This is a genomic window from Micromonospora sp. MW-13 (genome assembly GCF_003434305.1).
Classification (GTDB): Bacteria; Actinomycetota; Actinomycetes; order Mycobacteriales; family Micromonosporaceae; genus Micromonospora.
In genome coordinates, this window is record NZ_QKKX01000009.1 from 74798 (window position 1) to 97086 (window position 22289).

Below are 22289 nucleotides of genomic sequence, written 5' to 3' on the forward strand. Positions count from 1 at the left end.
CCGGAAATGCCGCTTACCGCGTGCTGGGCAGCTTCATTCGAGCGGTTGGGCAGTGGTCAGGTGGTCGGCTTGTTGTGTTTGCGGATGAGGTCGGGTAGTTCGGTGAGTGAGTCGAGGTGGAACAGGCAGCGGTCGCTGATCGCTGTGTCGTTGAGGATGTGTCCCCAGGGCCCTCGGCGGATGAGTGCGGTGGGGATACCTGCTTCTTGTGCTGGTCGGATGTCGTTGTCGAGGCGGTCTCCGACGTAGAGCACCTGGTCGGCTGGGCAACCGGCTTCGGTGACTACGCGGTCGAAGAAGGCGGGGGAGGGCTTCTCTACGCCCCAGCCGTCCGAGGTGCCGATCACGTCCACTGGGAGGTTCAGGGCGCGCAGGATGGTTTCTGCGCGTGCTGTCTGGTTGCCGGCGAGGCCGACGTGGAGCCCTGCCGCGCGTAGCGCGGCCAGGCAGGGGCGGGCGTCGGGGTAGAGGTCGTCTTCGGTGAATGATTCGGGTTGTCCTGCTGCGGTGCGGCGTTGCCGTTCCTGGGTCAGGTCGAACCCTGGTCGGAAGACCTGGAAGGTTTCCCGGTAGTCGAGGCCGCGGGCGATGACTGCGCCGAAGACGGCGGAGAAGGTGTGGCGTGGTACGCCGAGCCAGTCTGCCCAGGTGCCGTACTCGCGGGACTCGTCGACGATGGTCTCGCCCACATCGAAGAACACGCTGGTGATCACCTGGCGATTGTGCCGTGTGCCCTTCGGTAGATCAACGTGCGCCCCGAGCCGAGCCGAGCCGCTTGGCGCGGTGAGGGTGAAGTGTTACCCCGTGGCGCTGGGCGAGCGTCTTCGACCTTGCTGGCCGGTGGGCATGAGGTGGTGGGATCGGCTCAATCGTGACCGCTCGATGTGGGACTGGGGCGGCGGCAGGCCGTGCGCGTGGTATGAGGCGGCCCCGAGATTGGTGCTGGTGGGGTGGGGGCGTAGGTCGGCCTGGTCTCTGAGGATCACACCGGCAAGTTGGGCACCAGAAGCCGCGTCGGGCGGTGTGAGAGGCGGAGGTCGTCTGCGCCTCGGTCATGCGAACGGGCCCTCTCCGGGCTCGATTCCTGGCCCGCAAGTGTGCTTCGGGTCAGAAGATCGTCTCATGAGGTGAGACGTTTACGAGCGTTGGTCAAGATTTTTCTGCCTATTGCGGGCGTGGATTTGTGCCGCTGGGGTCCAGTGCGGGTTGGCGGGTGTCGGTGCGTCCGGCTGGGTCCGGAGACGTCGTGATCGGCTGCTGGCGATGCTGGTTGACAGGGTGCTGCCGGGGGAGGCGTACTGGTACGCGAGTGATCGCGTGGCGGTCTGTCTGCCGGGTTCGATCGGCCAGGCTGGCGACGTTCCGTAGGGGAGCGTCGCCGGTCGGTCGTTCGAGGCTCGGGGCGGGCGGATCGTCGTTGGTTTTGAGTGGTAGGGGGTTCGCGATGAAGGATCTTTCTCCGGCGGGTTGAGTCGACGCCCTATCGAGCCGTGATGTCGACGGCTCCCGGGGCTTTGTCCCCCGCTGCGCTGCGCCGCCTGCCGGCGCGGCGGTATGCCGCCCTGCTTCCGAAACTGCTGCCGCGACCGCCCTTCTGGTGGTCGTGTCGGTCGTTGCTGTCCTCATCCGCTCTCGGGTCGACCGGATGCCCGGTCGGCGTGTTCGTTGGCAACTCCACAGTGCGCTTCTCCGCAGTCCGTCGCACTGGCTGTGGCTGTTTATCCCTGCGGCGTCGTGAATGTCGTCGCGCATTCTCATTGTTCTCGATCAAGGAGTTGTTGTGTTCGTGGTTCATCTCGTCTCTGTGCGCTCCGGCTCGGTGCCGGTGGCGGTGGCAGATCCGGTTTCAGTGTCCATTGCGGGGTCCGGGTTGGTGTCGGTGTTGAGGTCAGTCTTCAACCGGACGTCCCGACGGACCCCCTGTCGTGTCTCGCACCGCTGGTCAGGTCGGTTGTCAGCGCTGCTGGCTTGTCCTGCGACAGACCCCTCCTGGTCTCGGGTCTCTCCCCCTGGGGCTGGCATTCCGTACTGGAGGGGAGGTGGTGGCTGGTGGATGATCCGGTTCTTCGGGTCCAGTCCCAACTGACCGCACGTGACCGTGTGCTGTTGGGCTGGCTCTACGACCACGGGGTGTTGACGTCGTTCCAGATCGCGCACGCCTTGTATCCGTCTCTGGATTTCTGTCAGCGGCGGTTGCGGACGTTGTACCGGTTGCGGTTGGTGGCGCGGTTCCGTCCGCAGCGCGCTGACGGCGGCTCGTACCCGTACCACTACGTGATCGATCAGCTCGGCGCGGAGGTCGTTGCCGCTGGTCGTGATGAGCGTCCGCCTCGGCGTGATCACGCCCGGGTGGAGCGGCGCCGTTGGACGTCGAGCCGCACTTTGGAGCACCGCCTGGGGGTGAACGGCTTCTTCACCGACCTTGCCGGCTACGCCCGCACTCATCCGGATGCTCGGTTGGGGGAGTGGTTGTCGGAGGCGGCGTGCCTGCGGTCGGGGGTGTTCACCAGGCCAGAGGATCCGGCTCTGGTGCGCGCCTACCAACCCCGGGTCCGCCCAGACGGCTACGGCCTGTGGGTTACCGGCGGCAGGGTGGTGCCGTTCTTCGTGGAGTACGACACCGGTGGTGAGCCGCTGTCGGTGTTGACCGGGAAGCTGGTCGGCTACCGGGAGTGGTTCGCCGCGATGGGGCGGGCGTGGCCGGTGTTGTTCTGGCTGCATTCCGCCGCCCGGGAACGCAACCTGCGCCGGATGTTGGCCGAGACGCCACCGCGGGTGCCGGCGGCTACCGGTGCCCGCGACCACGCCACCACGGCGGGCCTGTGCCCCGCCGAGGCGGTATGGGCGGTGGCCGGCGGTGACGGACAACGGTCCACGCTGGCTGACCTGTCGGCCTGGGTCCTCGACGACCGTGACCCGACCGGGGAGGCGGCATGACCGACGACATCTCCCCGGACCTCTTCACAGTGCGGTCGGCATGTGCGACGGTGACGACCCCGGAGCCGTTCTGTCACTGGTCTGTCAGCGTCTCACTGGAGGCTGCTGACAGACCGGTGACAGCACCGGACAGCCCTGACAGCGAGCGGACCGAGGTATCGTCCCGGCGCCCGCGTGGCCGATCCGCGGACCGACCCCGGACCGGGCCATCCACGGTCCTGGTCAGGCACGCCGGGACCGTCCGCCCCCTGGTCCGGTCCGCACGTACGGGCGGGCCGGGCGTGCTGGTGGTCCGGCCGGGGGAGGTGGGCGACCACGACCGCACCCGGTGATCCGAACGCCGGTCCGGGACGAGGCCCAGTGGAGGGGTTCGTTCAGGTCGTGATCATGTTGGCCATTGGTGGGGCGGCGGGTGCGGCCAGCTTCACCCATGTCCACAACGTGGCCGCTGCTCACGGTCAGCCGGGGTGGTTGGCATGGGCGGACGCGATCGTGCTGGAGTTGATGTCCATCGCCTCCGGCCTGGAACTGCGCCGCCGCAAACGAGCCCAGGTCTCGACAGCGTTCCCGGCGACGGTGTTGGCCTGCGCGGTGACGTTGTCACTCGCGGCGCAGGTCGTGGAGGCCGAGCCGTCCCCGATCGGCTGGACCGCCGCGGCCGTGCCCGCGCTCGGCTTCCTGGTCATGGTCAAGATCGCCCTCGGCTACACCAACACCCCACCCCCACCCACACCAGCCGGAACGCACCCGTCCACCGCCCGACCCGCGGACCCGTCCATCGCCACCGCAAGCCAGCTTCCGCCGGACCGCAGCGATGTCCAGCCGTCCCTGCTGCCGACCGCGGACCGGCGTTTGCCCGCGCGGACCGTCCACCACCCCACCAATCACTCCGACGCCGGACCGGGCCACTCCCGGACCGGTGGACCGGTCCGCCAGCATCGGCCGTCGCGGCGCGGACCGTCCACCCACCCCACCGACACCGACGTCCTGCTCCTGGTCGCCAGACGCGCCCAGGAAGACCTCGCCGCCGAAGGCCAGCCGCTGACCCGCGCTGCCCTGGCCACCGCGCTCCGCGCCACCGGCCACACCATGTCCAACACCCGCGCATCCCAACTACTGAAGATCCTCAAAGCCGACCAGGCCCCAACAAACCCAGCCACCGGCCAGCAGACTCCCGGACCCGCCGACCGCAGCACCCCGCCGACAGCACCGGAACCCGCCACGCCTAGAACCGCGCGTACCTCTGCACCGCTTCCACCGCAGTCAGGAGACCCCACCCCATGAACGCCCACACCACCCCAGACCCCCACACCCAACCGGCCGCCGGCCCCCACACGCCTACCAACGTGCCGTGGACCGCCGAGCGGATCCGCGCGCTCGGCGCCGCCACCACCCTGCCCACCGCCGCGGCCGTCCTCGGTATCAGCCGGTCCCAGGCCTACCGCCTCGCCGCCACCGACACCTTTCCCACGCCACTGATCCGCGCCGGGACCCGCATCATCGTCCCCGTCACCGGCCTCCTCCAGCTCCTCCTCCTCGACCAGCCTGCCCCGGATCCCGACGTCAGCCGGCGACTTGATCCCGTCGGGGTGTCGAGCGTGGATGCAACGACCCCGCCACCAGCGGACTACACCCGCCACCGCTGGCGGCACCACGTCGAGCACCCAGGAGACGACGAGTGAAGGGTTCCATCTTCAAACGCTGCGGCTGCCGCGACACCACCACCGGCCGCCGCCTGGGACGCTCCTGTCCTGATCTGCGTCGGCCCGGCGGTGGTTGGTCCCGTAACCACGGGCAGTGGCACTGGCAGATCGAACTACCCGCCCGCGCCGACGGCACCCGCCGCCCACTCCGTCACGGCCCCTACCCCACCCAAGCCGACGCCGACACCGTGCTGGACCGTATCCGCGCCGCCCTGGCCGTACCCGACGCCAGCGACCTACACGTCATGGTCAAGACCGGGGACCTCATCGAGACCGCCGTCAAGACCGGCGCACCCGTACCCACCCCCGACCAGGTACGGCGGACCCTGCACCTGGACATCACCCCTACCGAACTACCGACCATGGCCGTATATCTCACCGACTGGCTCGCCGGACGCAAGAACATCAAGAAGGGCACCCTGCGCTCCTACGAGGGACACATCCGCCTCTATCTGATCCCGCACCTTGGGCACCTGCGTATCGACCGGCTTCGCCCGGGTCACATCGACGCCATGTACGAGGCCATCGCCGAGCGCAACACCACCATCGCCACCCTGCGCGCCAGCCGCAACCAGGCCAAACGCGACCAGGTCAAGAACCAGCGGGTCGTCGGCCCGAGGACGATGCACGTCATCCACGCCACCCTCCGCAAGGCCCTCAACGACGCGATGCGCCGCCACCGCTACCTCGACCTCAACCCCGCCCTCCTGGTCGAGCTACCCCGCGCCCGGGCCCCCAAGCCCACCGTGTGGACCGAGCAACGCGTCCGCACCTGGCGCGACACCGGCAAGACCCCCAGCCCGGTCATGATCTGGACCCCCGAACACACCGGCAGATTCCTCGACCACACCCACGACGCAGGCGACCGGCTCTACGCCCTCTACCACCTCATCGTCTTCACCGGCCTCCGCCGAGGCGAAGCCTGCGGCCTGCACTGGGACGACCTCGACCTCGACGCCGCCACCCTCACCGTCCGCTGGCAACTCGTCCAACAAGGCTGGGCCACCGCCATCGACACCCCCAAGACCAGCGACAGCGAAGCCACCATCGCCCTCGACACCGAAACCGTCACCGTCCTCCGCACCCACCGCGCACGCCACCACCGCGAACGCCTCGCCGCCGGCACCACCTGGACCAGAACCGGCTTGGTGTTCACCACGCCCACCGGCGGCCGGCTCCACCCCGCCGACGTCACGGACCACTTCCACCACCTCGCCACCCAAGCCGGACTACCACCCATCCGACTCCACGACCTCCGCCACGGCGCCGCCACCATGGGCCTCGCCGCCGGCGTCCAGATGAAAGTCATCTCCAACCGACTCCGCCACTCCAGCCCACACTTCACCGCCAAGTTCTACGGCGACGTCCTACCCGAAATCTCACACGCCGCCGCCGAAGCAACCGCCGCCGTCGTTCCACGACGCGGTAGCACCGCAAGGCCGGCATAGTTCGCAAGTTCACCACCTGATACTGCGTAGGGCCAGCTGGCGAAGTTCCCGGCCGGCCCTACGCAGTATCAGCGCCTTGACCGCGATAAAGAGAAAGTTGTAGATCATCCGAGCCGTTACCGATGGCTGCGCGGGCCCTGTGGCCAGGAGGTCGGCCGTCCTGCCCATGTAGAGGCGGATACTGTCTCACGTTGGCATCCGGAACCGGCTCAGGATGCGCGACTGGTCAAGCCACTCTGCGGCCAGTTGACGCGCTTCTGCGCGTGGCATCCGCTTCCGGCGGCGTATCACCTTGGTCAGGCGCTGGATCACGACACCTTCCCATCGGTCCCGGAAATCGTCGTCGGGCGCCTCGATGAGGATCTTCGGCCGGTTAGGGTCATGCTTCAGGCGGTCGCCCGGCCGACCCGGCTGTAGGTAGAGGGCCCGGCTATTGAGAGCAGCGTCGACGATGATGCCTTCGTGCTCGATGCTGAACAACAGGGTCGCGCGGAGCTCGATCGGCCGGGTGAACTGTAGCGAGAGGGCTACCTGATCGTCGTCGCGGTCTACCTGGCCCCACCTGTATGTGATGTCACCAGGTGACAGGTGATCGTGTAGCCGTACCAGTTCATCGAGGTCAGGCCGGGTGGCGGTATCTATGATGACCAGTGGCACCATCCGGCCGTCAGCGACCGGGCCAGCAATTGATCCGTCCGCGACGACGGGCACGATGTCGGCAGGATCAACTCTCCGTCTCGCCGGCCGTTTCTTGATCGTCCGACCTCTGATCATGACCCACCTCTCGTAGAACAGACGCGCTGGCTGTCGCGGCGATACCCCGGCTGTCCTGCAGAACAGCGTCATAACGATGAATCCCCGCACCCGGAGGGAACAAGTCGGCAGGTAGCCGGAACGTCAGCCAACCGGCGACCGCGCCGTTGGCCTGCAGCCGCGCAGGTAGGTCCAGAGCCTCCACCTCAGTCGGGAACGCATCGCCGGTGGTCTCGTGGCGAACCTTGACCGTCATCGCATGACCGGACTGCAGGGTGTAGGCAATGTGCAGATCAGCGCTGACGACGGCGGCATCACGGTCAGTGGGGTTGACCGCGAGGATCTTCATGCCGACCCACCGTGGTGCGTCCTGACGACGCCATGATGCGGAGTCATCAAGGGTGACGGTCAGCCGGGCCGCTCGCCGCTCTTCCTGCTGCAAGGAAAGGGCCAACGCGCGCCGTGAAGTGTTGCGGTTTGACAGCGCAACCAGCAGCGCGAACACTGCGACGACGGCTGACGCCACGGGCATCCACCGGAACCAGCCAGAGTCCGAGGGACCCGATAGCGGGGTCACAACCACGAGCATGAGCACAGAATGCCCGAACGCCGGGGCTCACGCGATACCGGAACCCTCACGGCCCGCACGTCGTAGCCCGCCAGGCACCCACCCCTCAGGCTCAGGCAAGGCACGTGGCGCAGGCGCCGGGGCGCTGAGCCTGGCCGAACGGCGGCACGCCCTCGTTGACGCTTGCTCGGTGGACGTTTGGGCCTCCAGCATGAGGGTGACGGACTGGGCGGCGCGGTCTGCCCTGCTGATGCTGGACAGTCACATCAGCAGCGGTGGCTGTCAGAGATGCAGCGTACTCTCAGTCACCCTGGCGTCTTGTCGTCGTGTCTTCACGCATGGTGGGAGCTGATGGCCGCGAACATCGACATCTACTGGGGAGACGAGCCTCTCGAACGGTCCGAGCTGCAATTTCTGGCAGAGCTGCGGGCAGATCTTGGCCGGGGAGGTGTCTCCGCGCTCGTGCTGGCGAACTTCTATACCGGGCGCGGGGCGCGGCAGGTGGACTTTCTCATCGTGACGGATGCTCGGGTCTGCCACGTTGAGTTGAAGAGCTACCGGGGGATCCTCGTTGGCGGCACGAACGGGCCATGGAGAACTCAGGACGAGGATGGCTCGCTGCGTCTGATCGAGCGGCAGAATCCCTACATGCAGGCCGCAACCTGCACGTTTGCCATCAGTGATGATATGCACGACCTAGTGGCGACAGGTCTTCCCGGACCGGTACGAGACAAGTTCTACAAGCACATCGACACTGTCGTGGTTGTCTTCCCGACGCTCGACCCGAGGTCGCAGGTGCCATCTGACTACAGGGTCACCACGCTGGGATACCCGGCCTTCCTGCAGCTGCTGCTGTCCGCTGGCGACCCAGCGCCATGGACGCGGCGACACTGGGACGAGTACATAAGGGCGAGATTGTTGACGAACGCCAGGTCCTCGATCGGCGACGCCGGCCTCTCATCCGAGGATCGAGCGTTGGAGGTCGAGGACTATCTCCGCCGATACCGCGACTTCTATAGCGCCGGCCTGCCGCCGCTAGTTCCGTTGTCGCTCGTCGCTGACGGCAACGACATCATGCACGATGAGCTTATGAGGCTTGCTCACGACGCGGGAATGGTGCTGCTCGTCGGGCAGTCTGGCAGCGGGAAGAGCCACCTCGCCCGGCATTCCACGCTAGCTATGTCCGACGAACTGGTACCTGTTTGGGTGGCCGTCCGAAGCTACGACGGCCGGCTGTCGACGTTGCTGAACAGGAGCGTAGCCCGATTCAGCACGAAGACGTTCACGCAGCTCGAGGAGGCCATCAGACGTACTGGGCGCCGACTTTTAATCGTATTGGATGGACTGAATGAATGCCCGGAAGCAATGCGTGAACAGTTCGCTGGAGACGTTAGGGCGCTAGACCTTCGCCTCGATCCCCTCGTTCTGGTAACCAGCCAGTCTGTGCCGTCGCCTCCGCTTAGAACTGAGGCAACCACGGTGCAAACGACAGTCTTGTCATCAGACCAACGTGTCGCCCTGCTCACTTCGTACGGCGCGCCGGCCATCGAAGACAAATGCGGGCCATTTTCGAGCGCGTACGAACTGGCTATCGCCGCAGAATGCGCCCTCGAAATCGACGGAGCGCCGACCCGGGCGAAACTATTCGCCGCATTCCTGTGGCGCCGCCTGCGCGATGGTTCCGCACCTGCCATTTGCCGCCAGGCACTTCGGCGCATCGCCAGTACGATGGGTCATCGCCTTGTGGTTTCACTGCCGGTCAACGATGCCGTACGAGTTATCGAGCGCTACCTGAACGACATTGGGGCACCGATCGGCGTCCTAGACGACGTGATGCGGTGTTCCGTTCTGGAACTCAGTGACGGCCGCGTCGCATTCAGCCATGAACTACTCGGCCGGTACCTCGTGGCCGAGGAGTTGTCACTCGCGTCCGCGGCGGCAACCGAGCTTGCCGCGCAGCTCAGCTTGCCACGGAACCACGACCTCACAGCACTTGCGATCGAACTGGAAGACGACCTGCCCCGACTGTCCCACCTACTGGACGCGATGCACGACCGGCACCTCTACGCAACTGCGCTCATGGGCGCTGCAGGCGAGCTGGCATCAAGGGTTAGCGCGGCAGCGGCGCGACGCGTTACTCGGACGATCGTCAACGACCTAGACCGAACTGAATACAGATTCTTCAGCGAGGGATTCCAGATGGAGGTAGTCAACGGCACAGAGCTGTCGCCAGCAGACATTGCCGTGCTCGGAGCGCTTGGCACACTCGCTCCGCGCGGCCTTTCGCTGGGCCTCGTCGTTGAAGTCATCGACGCGACCGACCGCGCATGCCGGCGGTCCGTAGCCTTCCAGCAGCAGCGTGAAGGAACTCGACCGCCGCCGAGCATAGTCGTGAGTTGCACCCTGCGGGGATTCGGAAATCACACCAAAGCACCAGCGGCAGTGGTACTCGACGCCGTCAACCACGCTGGCATGAATAAGTGGTTCCGGCATAAGAGCGGCGAGGACCAAGTTGCGGTCGAGAGTCTAGCGGAGATCCTCGCCGCGACTACGGATCAGAACTACGGACGCCTACTCCTGTTGTGCCATCTCCTGCGGTCAGCGAACGACCCAGCAGCCAGTGCCCTCCTACCAGAGTTCCTCCGACTTTGTCTGGCGAGTGAGGCCTACCACATACAACTTGACGGCTTGGACACCGTACGACGGTACTCGCAGACGGTCGAGGGCGGTCCGATACGCGATGACATCATCGGTCAGCTTTTGGAGTTCGAGCCCAAGCACATCTTCATCTCCAGTCAGCTCGTGGAAACGATGTACTCCTTTGGGCTTATCGAGGACCAAAATGATCACGGCTTCGTAAGTGACGCCATCCAAGCCATCATTCAATCGCCGAGAACGAAAGCAAGCAGCAATGCGGCTTACGGGATTTACAGCAGCCAGTTCGAGGATCCAATCGCCGCCCCGTATTGGGCGGCGATCGAGGAACTGGAAAGCTCTGCCAAAGCGCAACTGCTAACGATTGCTGCATTCGCCGACGAGACTTCGACGTTCTTCATGGACACTCTGCTGAGAGACCTAATCCAACTTGAAGACCCCTCGACGTTGCCGGCGTTCGAGCGTTGGGCGACACGCTTGATAGTAGGGCCGGGGGTGCAAGAGACCGCCGCGAACTACCGAGTTGGCATCAAAGGCTGGGCTCAGTACGTAGCGGAGCCGCCGCAACTTGCTGAACCCAAGAATGACGCCTCTCGCGCATGGGAGATCCTCGGCGAGATCCTGTTCTGGACCTACCGCGCTGAGACCCACCGAGTCGACCCGACCAAAAACTACGCGGCGAGCTGGGCGAAGCTCCGCACGGAAGCTCTACCCGCAGCCGCAGATGCGCTCTTCTGGATCACTGGATCGGACCACTATCGCGAGCCAGAAGAGCTGCCACTCATCAAGAGGATGATCGAGACAGGCCGCACCGACGTTCGGCTCATCTGCGAGTGGAGTCTCCATCATGAAGACCAGCTCATCTCGCTGTTCCCCCACCCCCACGCCTTCTTTGACCGGACAGGCTTCATCATTCAAGTCCTAGGCGAGGTCGGCACGGCAGCATCCGCTGAACTGCTACATCCGCTTGTCGACGACCGCCAGCACGGTCGCGCAGCCATCGCCGCTATCAGGCGGCTTGCGACATGAGCAACGACAGCCCGGTGCAGATGCTGGAGGCTCAACTCGGCCGCCGACGCATACCCTCGACATCAGCCGCGATGCGGCCTACTCGACGACATCGAGATCCGAGGAGTCAGATCCGAAGCGAACGCCGCGACTTCATCATTGACGACGAGCCACCGAACCGATCCCTGCCTTTCCTGGCTCCCGAAACGCCCTCGATAAGCTTGGTATATTGCTAGATCAACGAAGTCCAAGTGGCATAGGCAGCTACACACGATGGTGGTGCTACGGCAGGCTAGGAGTAGCGGCAGCTTTGCACCGAGTTGGCCTTTCGGTTCGAGATGGTGGAGATATCGCGTGGCCCTTCGAATAGTTCTGGGACTTCCGACCCACACGCCAAAGGTGCATGCACCCTTTGCTCCTGAGCAAGTCGCACTACTTCGTCGCTGGCAAGCGGTTCCATCCGTCGCACACATGCGGTGCCCACGGCATGGCGACGTACAGCGCGGGAGTTCGGAGTTAGTTCCCAGCGCTAATGGTTGGCGCTGCCACTTTCGAACGCCAGATTATCCCGACCTTGCTTGTTCGTACGCCGTTGACTGGGTTTATGCCGGGATGCTGGAAGAGGACAGCATCCGAGCCCTCGAGGAGATGTCGGTTGAAGTTGTGGAGGTGTCGTTTGACGACGGCTCGAACGAACCTTTGAACGTCTTCTCCGACTACGACCTTCTCCTATCATTCCAGGATGCGGCCGACCTTGACTGGGAAGAGGTTGCTGAACGCAGCGCACTTGATGAACGGCGAGGTCTCGTTATAACTCAGAGCACTGTCTTAGAAGATCTTCTCGGAGACGTTATCCTCCAGCTAGAAAGGCCAAGCGATCCCGAAAGGCGTCAACGTGAGATAGACCAGTGGATGATCGGAAAACGACTAAGTCGTGTAGAGTCGCTTCTGTCGAGTGGTGGCTACTTGGAAGCAAGCAGCAACTTTCCGCGCGAGGCGCTGTACGGTGCTGTGAGGCGTCGAAACGAGTTGGCACACGGAAGCATAATACGTGTCATTGGTGATGCTTATCCGCGCCCTGACGGACCAGGCAAGACCCGACGAGTTGAGTGGCAACTAGTGGACCGCCGGACTCGTGAATCTCGACTAATTACGATGGCCGGATTGCGCGAGGATCTGTATGCCGCCATCGCGGCGTACACGGATCTTCTACTTTGGACCCGCAATCATCTGGTGTAACGGTTCGAAAGCGCTACTCCCCTAGCGGAGCCTTGCGCCGAACTGGCTCCCGACCGTGATGAGGCAGGATTGATTGTTCCTACCACTGAGCCCTTTTCATTCTGAGTAGCGGTCGTTCTCGACGGCATGTAGGACGAGGATGGCCTGAACGATCGCGGTGGCGCGTCGTGGGCAGCAGCGCAGCTTGGTCAGGATCTTCCAGCCTTTGAGGGTGGCGACGGCACGCTCGCCGACCGCTCGGATGCGGGCGTGGCCTCGGTTGACGGCCTTCTGCCGCCGCGACAAGCGGGGCCGGTGTCGGTGGCGCTTGAACGGGGTCCGGATCGTGCCGCCGGCGCCTTGGTATCCCTTGTCCGCGAACGTCATCACGTCGCTGCTGGTCAAGGCGTCGACGAGGCCGACGGTCCGCGCGGCGGTCAGGTCGTGGACCGCGCCGGGTAGGGCGGGTGAGGCCTAGACCAGTCGTCCGGCGGGGTCGGCGACGACCTGCACGGTCACGCCATGTCGTTTGTGTTTGCCCGAGTAGTAGGGCTTCTGGTCGGCGACTCTGTCGATGGGGATGAGGGTGCCGTCGAGGATGGCGTAGGCCAGTCGTGCTGCTCTTGTGGCGCAGGCGTTGAGGTCGTCGGCGAGGGCGGCGAGCAGGTTGATCGCCTCGCGGACGTACCTCCAGGCGGTGGTGGTGCCGATGGCGAAGCCGGCGGCGAGGCGGGAGAAGGTGTCGCCGTTGCGCAGGTGCGCCAGGACCAGCAGCGCCTGCCGTCCGGGGTTCAGACGTCGCCATCTGCTTCCGCGGTGGACGCGGTGGCCGCGGATCAGGTCCGACAGGCGGTTGAGGGTGCGGTTGGACAGGGGAATCGCGGCAGGGTAAGACAACACAGCGAGGCTTCCGGTTGGGGCATCGGGTTTTGGTCGACTGCTGTCTTACCGGTAGCCTCGTCCTACGTGGATCCCTGCCCTGCCCCACCGTCCGTGACCAGCCCCGTCACGATGAAAAGGGCTCAATATGGAGAGGCCAGATCCGTCAATCGCTGCCTTTTGGTGGGCCGGGTGATGGGGCGTTCTCGGAATGGCTTACGCTCACACCGAGGGAATGTCGATCCTTACCGACGGTGTCTACGAGGGTTTCGTAAAGGTCGGGGCGGAGGATTAGGTCGGCTCCGTGGATGGCTGGTTCGAGTGGGCTATAGCTGCCATCGTGGATGAGAAAGCCGCGCCATTGCCGGCCGACAATTGCTGTGCCGTTGTCGTCGACGAGGACGTGACGTAGTGCTGGTGTTTCGGGGCGGAGCCCGAGGAGAGCGATGACTTCGATCCGGGGGACGAGTGTGAAGCGTTGGAGTCCAACTCCACGGTCATGCGCCGGGGCGCCCGGTTGTCCCTCGTAGTCGATGAGTGCGGCGAGGGGTCTTCGGGTGGAACTGAGGGCGATGCGGGCTCGTTCGGCGTCGAGATTGGGTGCGAGGTGTTTGTAGCCGACGGCCCACGGGTACGGTGTGGCGCGGGAGAGCGGCATGCTGTCGACGGGCGGCCGTCCACCGCACGCCTCGATTCCGGTTGCGATGAGTATTTGCCGGGCTGCGATGTCGGGGGAGCGGGTGGCGAGTGTTGCTTGCCGCTCGAACATGGCAAGTTGAACCCATCCTTTGTACGGCTCCTCGCTGACGCGTACCGGCTCGCCGTCTGCACCGGCGAGTTGCCGGATACCCGCGAGAGCGATTGCGCCGGCGGGGGGCCACTCAGCGTTGTCTTCGATCCAAGGAATGGGTGTCAGCGACCAGTTGAGCACGCTGGCTCGGGTTGAGGGCCGGGGGACCCTCGATGCTTCGCCGCGTAGCGCCCATCGCGCGTTCGGTGCCAGGCGTTGCGCAAGAGTCTGTTCGAATCGTCGGGGGTCTGATAGGACTCCTTCTAGCGCTCGCGCCGTCCGGATGCCGGCAGCAGTAGCCTGCAGTTCGTTTTCGACGACTTCTTCGTCCGCGAGGTACGCGTCCGGCATCCGTTTAGCCCACGATGATCGTAGATGGTCGATCTGCTCGCCGAAACGTTTCCCGATGTCGTCGACCTGCCCGACAAGCCGCTCGACGATTGCGTCACGCAGTCCCGGGGGCTCCTTCGCATCCTCGAGGCGGTCATCGAGAAACAGGGTCATGAGACCGTCAGCCCGCTCCTCCGGTGTCGCCGACGTCATTCGCGCTCCTTCATGAGGTCGTGAAAGGCGGCACGCACCTTCGGGGCCGGTTCGGTCGTCGGTGGGTGCGGAACCGGACGTCCGTGTGCATCGAGGATCTGGTCCGCGAGCGCGCGCACCGATAGCCAATCCGTCCCTGCCAGTCGCGTTAACTCTGCCGCCATCTCATCAGTCAGCTCGCCAATCGGCAGGCAGGCGCGTACGACGTCCAACAGCCATGTGGTTCGGCCTGCATCCAACCCTGCCCGCAGTACGTGGACGAGTGCCGCCTGCCCGATCCTCGGCCGGCACGTCACGAGCAGGGTGGTGGCGATGAGCGTCTGTCGCAGGTCCGCGCGCAGCGGCTGCGAGATCGTCGCCAACGCAAGCGTCGCCATGGCAACTTCCAACGCCTCCTGTGAGTCAGGGGCCGCGGTCGGCCGGTACGTGTGACCGGCCCGTTCCGCGATCCCCGGAAGCCGATGCTGAATGACCGGGAACGCAGCCTCCCAACACTCGACCGCCGTACCACCAGGCGCGCCGGTCGGCGCCGAAGCGAACGCTGCGACCACAGCCTGCGTCACCCCGTACGTACGCTGCGCATCTGAATCAACCGTCTCGGCGACCGCCGTCGCCAGCGTCCTCTCCGCGGTAACCGAATCCAGTTCTTGTGCTGTGGTCCACAGGTTTACACGTTCCCGTCCGGCGAACGAGCGCCACCCGCCTCCGCCGCGGATACGGATGTAAGCGAGCGTGAGACAGTAGCTCGCGACCGTCCTCAACGCGTCGCTGGTGCCGTTGCAGCGGGCGGCGAGGCCCTCGCCAAGACCAGCGAACACCTCGTTATCGGAAAACCGGGACACCTCACGGGCGACGTCGTCAACTAGCCCGATACCCGCCTCTGCACCAGAGGTCAGGGTCGCTTCAATGATGCGCCATCCGATGGCGTTCGTAACCGCGTCGAGGTTCCACCTGGGAACCGCATTGTCCCGATACCGCTGGTTGTCGAATTCGCGTGCCGCGAGTATCGCACCCGCCCGGCCATCGAGGACGACGGGACGCTGGTCACTCACGAGCCGCTTCTGCAACTCCAGCGGGTCAGGCTTCGGGCTGGAGTCCCATGCGCTGTTCCGCTTCTGCTCCGGGCGCGGCGTCCGGGCCAGGAAAGCTGGGCCACCCAATCGGACGACTGCGTCGACAAGCTCCGGTGTCACCGCGGACTTGGGCTGATCGCTGGAGTACAGCATCGGCTGGTCGTCGTAGGTCGCCGCGACATTGTTCGCGACGATGGCGAGCATCACGTCCGTCTGCGGGCTCCTGCCGAGCTCATTCGCGAGCCGGGTGAGGAGCTCAAGGTCCGTGGTCGGGCGACGCCAGCCCGTCCCGACGGTGAGTCGGAGGGCCGCCAGGACGATTGGGTCCGCAGCCATGACCTGGGTTTCGAGTAGGTGCGTGTGTGCGGTGTACGCGCGTACGTCCTCGAACCCAAGCATGGCGAGGAGGGTGTCCGCGCCGTCGATGCCCACAGCAATCGGATCAATGGTTGCAGCCTCCTCCCACCACCGGGTCACGAAGCCTGAGGTGCCGCGGCCGTTGGTGTGCTGCCGCACCAGGTATACGAGATCGACGAGCTTCTCTAGGCATGCGCGCGCAGCGTCGATGTCGACGTCGGCGATGTCGTGGATGCTGTCGATGATTTCCAAGATGGTGGGGTCTTTATGTCCGCCGTAGCTCGCCAGGAGTAGACAGGCGCGGCGCCAGCATTCGTCGGCTTCATCCTTCGCGCCGGCGGCGACGCAGATGCGGGCGGTCGCGAGTTCGAAGCCGGCGGTGATGCTGTACTGGGTGTTGGTGTCACGGCGTCGGTCCCTGATGACCTTGATCAGGGCGTGGATGGCGCCGACGCCGATGTGGTCGGAAACGCGAGACAGGATTTCGAGGAGGTCGTTGGTTGCGAGGGGCCCATTCTCGGGCAGTCCGAAGTTGGTCGTGGTGGTGGTGCCGTCGCCGATGGCGACGAGGTGGGCGAGCACCGGGTCGAGATCGCTGGTTTGGACGACGATGAGGGAGCTCTCGACGACCTTGTGAACGAGCGAGTGAATGGAATACAGGTCGCACGCCCGCGGGTCACCGGTGAACGGGTGTGCTTCAGCCGCGAGGTCCGCGAGCGCGACCTGGACGGCCGTGGAGGCTGCTTCTGCCGTGGTGAGGCCGGCGGCGACGTCCTCTGCGACGCAGATGGTCGCCACCGCGTACCGCAGCCAGGCGCGATAGAAGCCGACGCCCGCGAGCTGGCTGGCGTACTTGAGCGGGATGCTCCGGTCGAGGGCGTGGGCGAGCGTGAGGAGCGAAAGCCACCGCTGGATGTTGCCGTAGTTGGCGGAACGATGGCCGAGGATGGCGTCGGTGGCGGCCTGGATGTCCGCGTCAAGGTCGATGGTTCCCAGCCCTGCGAGAACGTCACCGGCGGGGATGCCGTGGTTCAGGTACCCGACGATGTCGAGTGCCGGCGCAAGCCCCCACGCCTGCCGGGCGAGGTCGGCCGGATCGGGTAGGCCGGGTGTCCCGGCTGCGGCGAGGTTGGCGAGTGCCAGGTAGACCCGAGCTGCCTTGTCGGGGTCGGTCATCGCCGCCGCAACATCCGGCATGAACCCCGCCGGGAGACCGGCGGTGAACACGTCGACCAGATCTTCAAGGGACGCGTCGTGGTCGAGTTCTAGGTTCTCGGCAACCTGTTCGGCCAGGTCCGGCGGGACGTCACCACGCTGATTGCGGAGGCGGAGCGCACCGAGCTGGATTGCCAGGTGGAGTGCGCCATCGCCGTCCGAGCTGTAGGTGGAGCGTTCGCGTTTCGATTCGGACTCTCGGGCGTCGATGTACGTTTTCCACGGAGCCGCGGCTCCGGCTCGATCAACTGACTCACAGAGGCGGAGCCCCCACCGTGACGGGAATGTGGGCCGTCCTTCGTACATGAGTCGTTCGGCTACGACGTCGGCACCGACGATGGCCACCACGACGTCCGCGTACTCGACAATCGAGTCGGTTAGCGACTCGGTCTCGTAAGTGTCGATTGACTTGCGGGTCTCGACGCAGGTGATCAGCGTCGGCCAGTCGAGCCGTGCTTCGCTTTCACGAGCAACGATCCCGACGACCCGCTGCAGCGCCTCCGGCGGTTGTAACGCGCGGATGCTTTCGGCGACGAACCCCGGCTGGATGAGCTCCTTCAGTTCGTCGTACCGGTCCAAGCGCGCGAGGAGCTCGGGAAGGTGCCGGAACGCTCGCGCGTCGGTGAAGAACCCGCGAGCCGCGAGCCACGCCGCCGCGCTCTCACGGATGGACGCGACCCACTCGTCGTCCTTGCCGCGCAGGATGTGCCGGCTAAGGCTTTCGTGATGGATGCGCAGGCCACCGAGGCCGGGTTGCGAGTTCAGCACGGGTGCGAGCGTCTTGAGAGCGGATGCCAACAACGTCTTCACCATTGGGGGAAGCAGTTCGCCGAGCTCGTCCGCGGACAGCGCGAAGTCGCACAGCGCGAGGATACCGATGGCGAACAACTGGTCGTCGGTCATGGCGTCAAGCAGGTACTCGTAGTACGCCTCGATGTCAGTGGCCGTGTCGGGGACACGCGCCAGCCGGTGGATGATGTCGTTGACCGTGCCCGGCGCTGCGCCGTCGTCGAGCGGTGACGTGCGGGTCGCGTACCGGCACAGGTAGGTGGCGTAGAGCGCGTTGCCGCCGGAACGGCCGTGGACTAGATCGACGATGGCGCGTTCGTCGTCATCATCGAGCGGCTCGGTCCCCCCGGGCTCGGTGAGCAGCCCATGCTTGGTCGCGAGAGTGCAGATCTCCTCCCACGACATGCGGGGCATCTGGACGAGGTCCCCGGCCGCGGGTGCTGCGTTCGCGAGGTGGGAACCTGGTTGACTCGCGATGAGCATGCAAACGCCGGGCGGGAGGTCGATGGCGGCAAGCTGGTCAACCAGTAGGCGGGAGGGGTCCGTCTTCCGGCTGGTACGCCGGCCCAGAACCCGGTCAACGTGGTCGAGACCGTCGACGATAAGAAGCACGCTCTGCCCGGGGCGCGTCTCGCGGCATGCCTGCACTGCGACGGTGAGCGCTTCCAGGGTAGCGGCGAACCTGGGCCGCAGGTCTGTGGTGGCTTCGGGCACGATCTGTTCGAGCTGCCGCAGAAGGCTTCCGATGACAACGTCGGTGAGGACGCGTTCCTCTCGGTTGATGTCGGTGGCACCGAGCCAGCAGTGGTGCCGGGCAACAATCCAGCCTTCGTCGCGGTAGGTGTCTGCGAGTTGTTCGCACAGCCAGGATTTGCCGACACCGGGTTCTCCGGTAACGACGACGCGGCCGCCGGCGGGGGCGACGGCGTCGACATGCTTACGCACTTCGGCGGTAGCGCCGGCCCGGGGCACGACGATGGCCGGTTCGATGGGGTGTCCTTCGGCGACGGCACCGAAGTCGGTGGTGAGCCCGACTTGGGGTAGAACGTGTTCCCGCGCGACGTTCCCGTCGAGTGCGCGGGCGCCAGTGGCTGCATGAGCCAAGGCGAGCGCCGCATACTCGGGTCGAATGTTGGTGTTAGGGGTGCGGCCAGCGCCGAGCTCTTCGATAACGCGACGTAGGAGCGCGCGCTCAGCCAGACCGGGCGCGGAGAAGTCGAGCGTCGAAGCCGGGGCGCTGGTGTCGATCGTGAGGTGCTCGCACGCCGTGCGGATCCGATCCTCAGTGAGACCGGCAAGGCGCGTCTTCCAGGGTTCAAGTTCCTGGAGGGCCGTCGGGTTGAACTTGAACCTGCGGGTGGCGACGCCCGGCAGCGGGTGACCAGGGTCGCCTGCCGCGTCAACGGGCTTTAGCACGACGGCGAGGTCCTCATCCGGGTTGCCGTCGCGGACGATGACCCGGTACGTAGTGCCGGGGTGCTGGTCAAGGTCGGATAGGAGAGCGCCGAACAGCAAGTCGAGCCGGAGACTCCTCCCGTCCCCGGAAAAGCTGTCCTTCGACAGCTCGCGGTCCAGAGTCGTGTGCTTGATCTGGATACGGAGTCGCCGACCGGTCCTGTAGGCGATAGTCAGGTCGTCGAACCGGTCGCCAGTGAACCCTTTGGTGTCGACCGTGATGTGTTCGGCGGTGCCAAGCACCAGGTCGACAAGGGCGATGCCAGTGATGAGGTCCTGGTATGCGTAGCCGTAGTGCGTCGCCCTCAGGTTCATGTGCGTCCTCAAACTGGTCCCAATCCGGCGAGTGGGGTGCTGGAAGAGAGGCCCCGTCTCGCTCGGGTGAGTCAATCATGGTCTGTTCGACCATGTTGGACACGTGACCTTCCCCGTCCAAGCTGTGCGCCGGACGGTCTGGATCCTGCACCGGAACTCGAGCCAGCATAGTGCCGGTGTCCGCGCCGTACGGTGGCCGAAATGAACCGCTGGTAGGGCTAGTTTGGCCTGCCAGCGGTCGACGTCGTCGATGTAGCCGAGCAGGGTGGCGTAGCCGTCCTTCCATCCACCGGCCCGGGCGATTTAGCGGATCCGCTCCGGTCCGGTAGGTCTCGGTGGCGAATCCTCGCCGCAGAGAGTGCCCGGACCAGGCGGCTTTCGGGTCGAGGCCAGCGGCGGTGTCGGTGCGGGCCACGACCAGCGCGACGGCTTGGCCGGTGAGCCGGCCGTCGGCGCTGCCCGCCCGGTAGGTACCCGGCCGAGCCCCGCCGTGCCGATCGATGCACACGAACAGCGGACCCGAGGTCCGGCCGTAATCAGCGAGCGTGGCCAGCCACGCCTGCGCCGGCTCATTAGTGGGTGCTCACCGGGTGCTCCGCCGCCAGGGACAGGTTCGCAACGGATGGACTGAGCGGGACGCCGTCCTGGAAATGCAGGGCCATGAACATGAACAGGTGGACTCCAGCGACCGACATGGACCCGAGGGCTCGACCAAGATCAATCTCTTAATCCGCGGGTTCGGGGTTCGAGTCCCTGGCGGCGCACCAGCAATGACCTGCGCGTTCTCTCTATCAGAGAGGGCGCGCAGCTTCTTTTCAGCCCGCCGGTCCCGGTTGCCCGTGGAGTGCCCCGTTCCTCCTGCGCCACCTTGATGGCTGCGGCTCTGTCCTTTTCTCTGCCGCGCCACCGCCATGCGGGAGACATGTGAAGCGCCTGCTCGGCCACCGTCGACAGCGCCCTGCGCGGGGCGGTCGGCGGCAACCGGCAGCGGTCAGAAGAGGGTCAGGGGTTCGACCGGTATCGGCTGGGGCAGTGGATCCAGTTCGGGTGCGCGCGCCCGGACGTCGTCGTGGAAGCGGCGGGCGAGTACGGGCGCGTCGGCGTTGTCCGGCGTGTGGATGAACATGGTGGGTGAGCGACCCTCGCGCAGCCACTCGACGGCGACGTCGATCCAGTGCTGCCAGCCCTCGATCGTCTGCGCGGCGGCGTCGCGGCCCAGGTACCGGACGATCGGCCGGTCGGTGAGCGCGAGCGACCGGAGCGGCATGCGCGGCTTCCTGGTCCACGCTTCCCGCTCCGCGTCGCTGGTCGGCGGGCTGCGGAAGAACGCGGTGGTGTCGAACGGGATCCACTCGGCACCTGCAGTCGTGAGCGCGTCCTCCAGAAGCCGCGTCGAGCGGGGGTCGTCGAAGAACGCGGGGTGACGAACCTCCACGGCGTACCGGTGGGACTCGGGGAGCCGGCGCAGGAAGCGGGCGAGCGCGGGGACGTCGGTGGGGGCGAACGATCCCGGCAGTTGGATCCAGAGGGCGTGGGCCCGCGGTCCGAGTGGCTCGATCGCGTCCAGGAAGCCCCGGACCGCCTCGTCGACGTCGGTGAGCCGGCGTTCGTGCGTGATGAGCTTGGGCAGCTTGAGTACGAACCGGAAGTCGGGGTCGGTCTGCTGCGCCCACGACGCCACGGTCTCCCTGGCCGGGGTCGCGTAGAACGTCGTGTTTCCCTCGACCGCGGTGCACCAACCGGCGTAGTGACGCAGGCGCTCGTGCGGTGCAAGGGGATGCGCCAGGAGCCGCCCCTGCCATGACTTGTGGGTCCACATCGCGCAGCCCACGTGAAGACGCATGACCCCGACCCCTCCCACAGCTGGACCGCACCCCGGGGCGGTCTGCCCGAGTTTCACCCGCCCGCTCGCCGGCCGCACCGGACACCGTATACGGCCGTGCGGTGGTGGCGACCGCACCGCCCGCGCAGCGGCACTGAGCCGCCGGAGCCGGCACCGGGTCGTGTGGTGGCCGCGTGGGCGCCGCGCCGGTGGGGCGGTTGCGTTGGCCCGGGTGGTGTTGAATGTAGACACTCGTCGTCCGGGAGGTGCGCGTGTCCGAGCTTTCCCTGCTGGTGGAGCCAGCAGCGGCCGTTTCCGCCGAACGGGTCGACGAGTTGGCCCACGGGCTCGCGGAGGATCTACGGACCGTGCGGGGGCTGCGGGTCGCGCACGCCCAGTCCCCGGTCACCACCCACGGCAAGTCCCAGCAGGCCTGGGAGCTGGGCATGTTGGTGGTCGGCGGCGTCTTCTCCGCGACCACGATGCGGACGATCGCGCTGATCGCGGTGGCCTACGCCGACCGGGCGAAGGCACGTTCCATCCGGCTGCGCCGGGGCGACGGCGAGCTGGTGATCAGCGGGTCGACGAAGGTCGACGAGGCACTGGTGACGCAACTGGCCGCGTTGCTGGGCGCGGACCCCGGCGCCGGGGCGTCCGCCGCCGCGCTGCCCCCGGGGGCCACGGCTGGCGCCGCCGCGCTGCCCCCCGGGTCCGCCGACGGCGCCGGTGCCGCCCGGGGCGGGTCACCCCGGGGCTGACCG

General features: G+C 66.0%; 14 protein-coding genes and 1 pseudogene. 7 read left to right on the top strand and 8 right to left on the bottom strand.

The genetic code is table 11. From position 1 onward, the window contains the following. Positions 1-56 precede the first annotated feature (56 nt). Positions 57-713, bottom strand: coding sequence for an HAD family hydrolase (locus C5N14_RS04485; protein ID WP_117665777.1), 657 nt, complete (start codon positions 711-713; stop codon positions 57-59). A 1336-nt stretch (positions 714-2049) separates the two neighbouring features. On the opposite strand from C5N14_RS04485, the gene C5N14_RS04490 reads away from it, so the two are divergent. From C5N14_RS04490 to C5N14_RS04505, 4 genes are all read left to right on the top strand, one after another. Further along, positions 2050-2937, top strand: a complete 888-nt coding sequence (locus C5N14_RS04490; RefSeq protein ID WP_117665779.1) for a replication-relaxation family protein — start codon at positions 2050-2052, stop codon at positions 2935-2937. Between the two features lie 387 nt (positions 2938-3324). After that, positions 3325-4221 (top strand): DUF2637 domain-containing protein, encoded by an 897-nt coding sequence (locus C5N14_RS04495; RefSeq protein WP_117666871.1) that lies wholly within the window; start codon positions 3325-3327, stop codon positions 4219-4221. Continuing rightward, the gene (locus C5N14_RS04500; RefSeq protein WP_243639159.1) at positions 4218-4619 is read left to right on the top strand and encodes a hypothetical protein; all 402 of its coding nucleotides are present in this window, start codon (positions 4218-4220) and stop codon (positions 4617-4619) included. Before C5N14_RS04495 ends, C5N14_RS04500 begins: the two co-directional genes overlap by 4 nt. Then, positions 4616-6088: a site-specific integrase gene (locus C5N14_RS04505; RefSeq protein WP_117665781.1), complete on the top strand. Its 1473-nt coding sequence runs from the start codon at positions 4616-4618 to the stop codon at positions 6086-6088. Before C5N14_RS04500 ends, C5N14_RS04505 begins: the two co-directional genes overlap by 4 nt. Positions 6089-6274: 186 nt before the next feature. On the opposite strand, the gene C5N14_RS04510 is transcribed toward C5N14_RS04505, so the two are convergent. Both C5N14_RS04510 and C5N14_RS04515 read right to left on the bottom strand, forming a co-directional pair. Next, positions 6275-6799: a hypothetical protein gene (locus tag C5N14_RS04510; protein WP_128763512.1), complete on the bottom strand. Its 525-nt coding sequence runs from the start codon at positions 6797-6799 to the stop codon at positions 6275-6277. Between the two features lie 13 nt (positions 6800-6812). Further along, positions 6813-7346: a hypothetical protein gene (locus tag C5N14_RS04515; RefSeq protein WP_128763513.1), complete on the bottom strand. Its 534-nt coding sequence runs from the start codon at positions 7344-7346 to the stop codon at positions 6813-6815. Between the two features lie 414 nt (positions 7347-7760). On the opposite strand from C5N14_RS04515, the gene C5N14_RS04520 reads away from it, so the two are divergent. Both C5N14_RS04520 and C5N14_RS31665 read left to right on the top strand, forming a co-directional pair. Beyond that, positions 7761-11093, top strand: coding sequence for an NERD domain-containing protein (locus tag C5N14_RS04520; RefSeq protein ID WP_165878034.1), 3333 nt, complete (start codon positions 7761-7763; stop codon positions 11091-11093). A gap of 591 nt (positions 11094-11684) precedes the next feature. After that, positions 11685-12311 (top strand): hypothetical protein, encoded by a 627-nt coding sequence (locus tag C5N14_RS31665; protein ID WP_128763514.1) that lies wholly within the window; start codon positions 11685-11687, stop codon positions 12309-12311. Between the two features lie 96 nt (positions 12312-12407). On the opposite strand, the pseudogene C5N14_RS04525 reads toward C5N14_RS31665, so the two are convergent. The 5 genes and pseudogenes from C5N14_RS04525 to C5N14_RS04540 form a co-directional block, all read right to left on the bottom strand. Next, positions 12408-13190 (bottom strand): annotated as a pseudogene (locus C5N14_RS04525) (transposase family protein). Between the two features lie 145 nt (positions 13191-13335). Next, complete coding sequence (locus tag C5N14_RS31670; protein ID WP_128763515.1) at positions 13336-14502, bottom strand: hypothetical protein; 1167 nt, start codon at positions 14500-14502, stop codon at positions 13336-13338. Further along, positions 14499-19706, bottom strand: coding sequence for an ATP-binding protein (locus C5N14_RS04535; protein WP_117665791.1), 5208 nt, complete (start codon positions 19704-19706; stop codon positions 14499-14501). The genes C5N14_RS31670 and C5N14_RS04535 overlap by 4 nt, the downstream gene beginning before the upstream one ends. A 572-nt stretch (positions 19707-20278) precedes the next feature. Further along, positions 20279-20401, bottom strand: coding sequence for a hypothetical protein (locus tag C5N14_RS33740; protein WP_256371495.1), 123 nt, complete (start codon positions 20399-20401; stop codon positions 20279-20281). 296 nt (positions 20402-20697) lie between these two features. Then, complete coding sequence (locus tag C5N14_RS04540) at positions 20698-21525, bottom strand: DUF72 domain-containing protein (protein ID WP_207892629.1); 828 nt, start codon at positions 21523-21525, stop codon at positions 20698-20700. Positions 21526-21800: 275 nt separating this feature from the next. Between C5N14_RS04540 and C5N14_RS04545 the strand changes: the two genes are divergently transcribed. Beyond that, a complete protein-coding gene (locus C5N14_RS04545; protein WP_117665795.1) occupies positions 21801-22286 on the top strand; it encodes a hypothetical protein in 486 nt (161 codons plus the stop codon). The last annotated feature ends 3 nt before the right edge of the window (positions 22287-22289 follow it).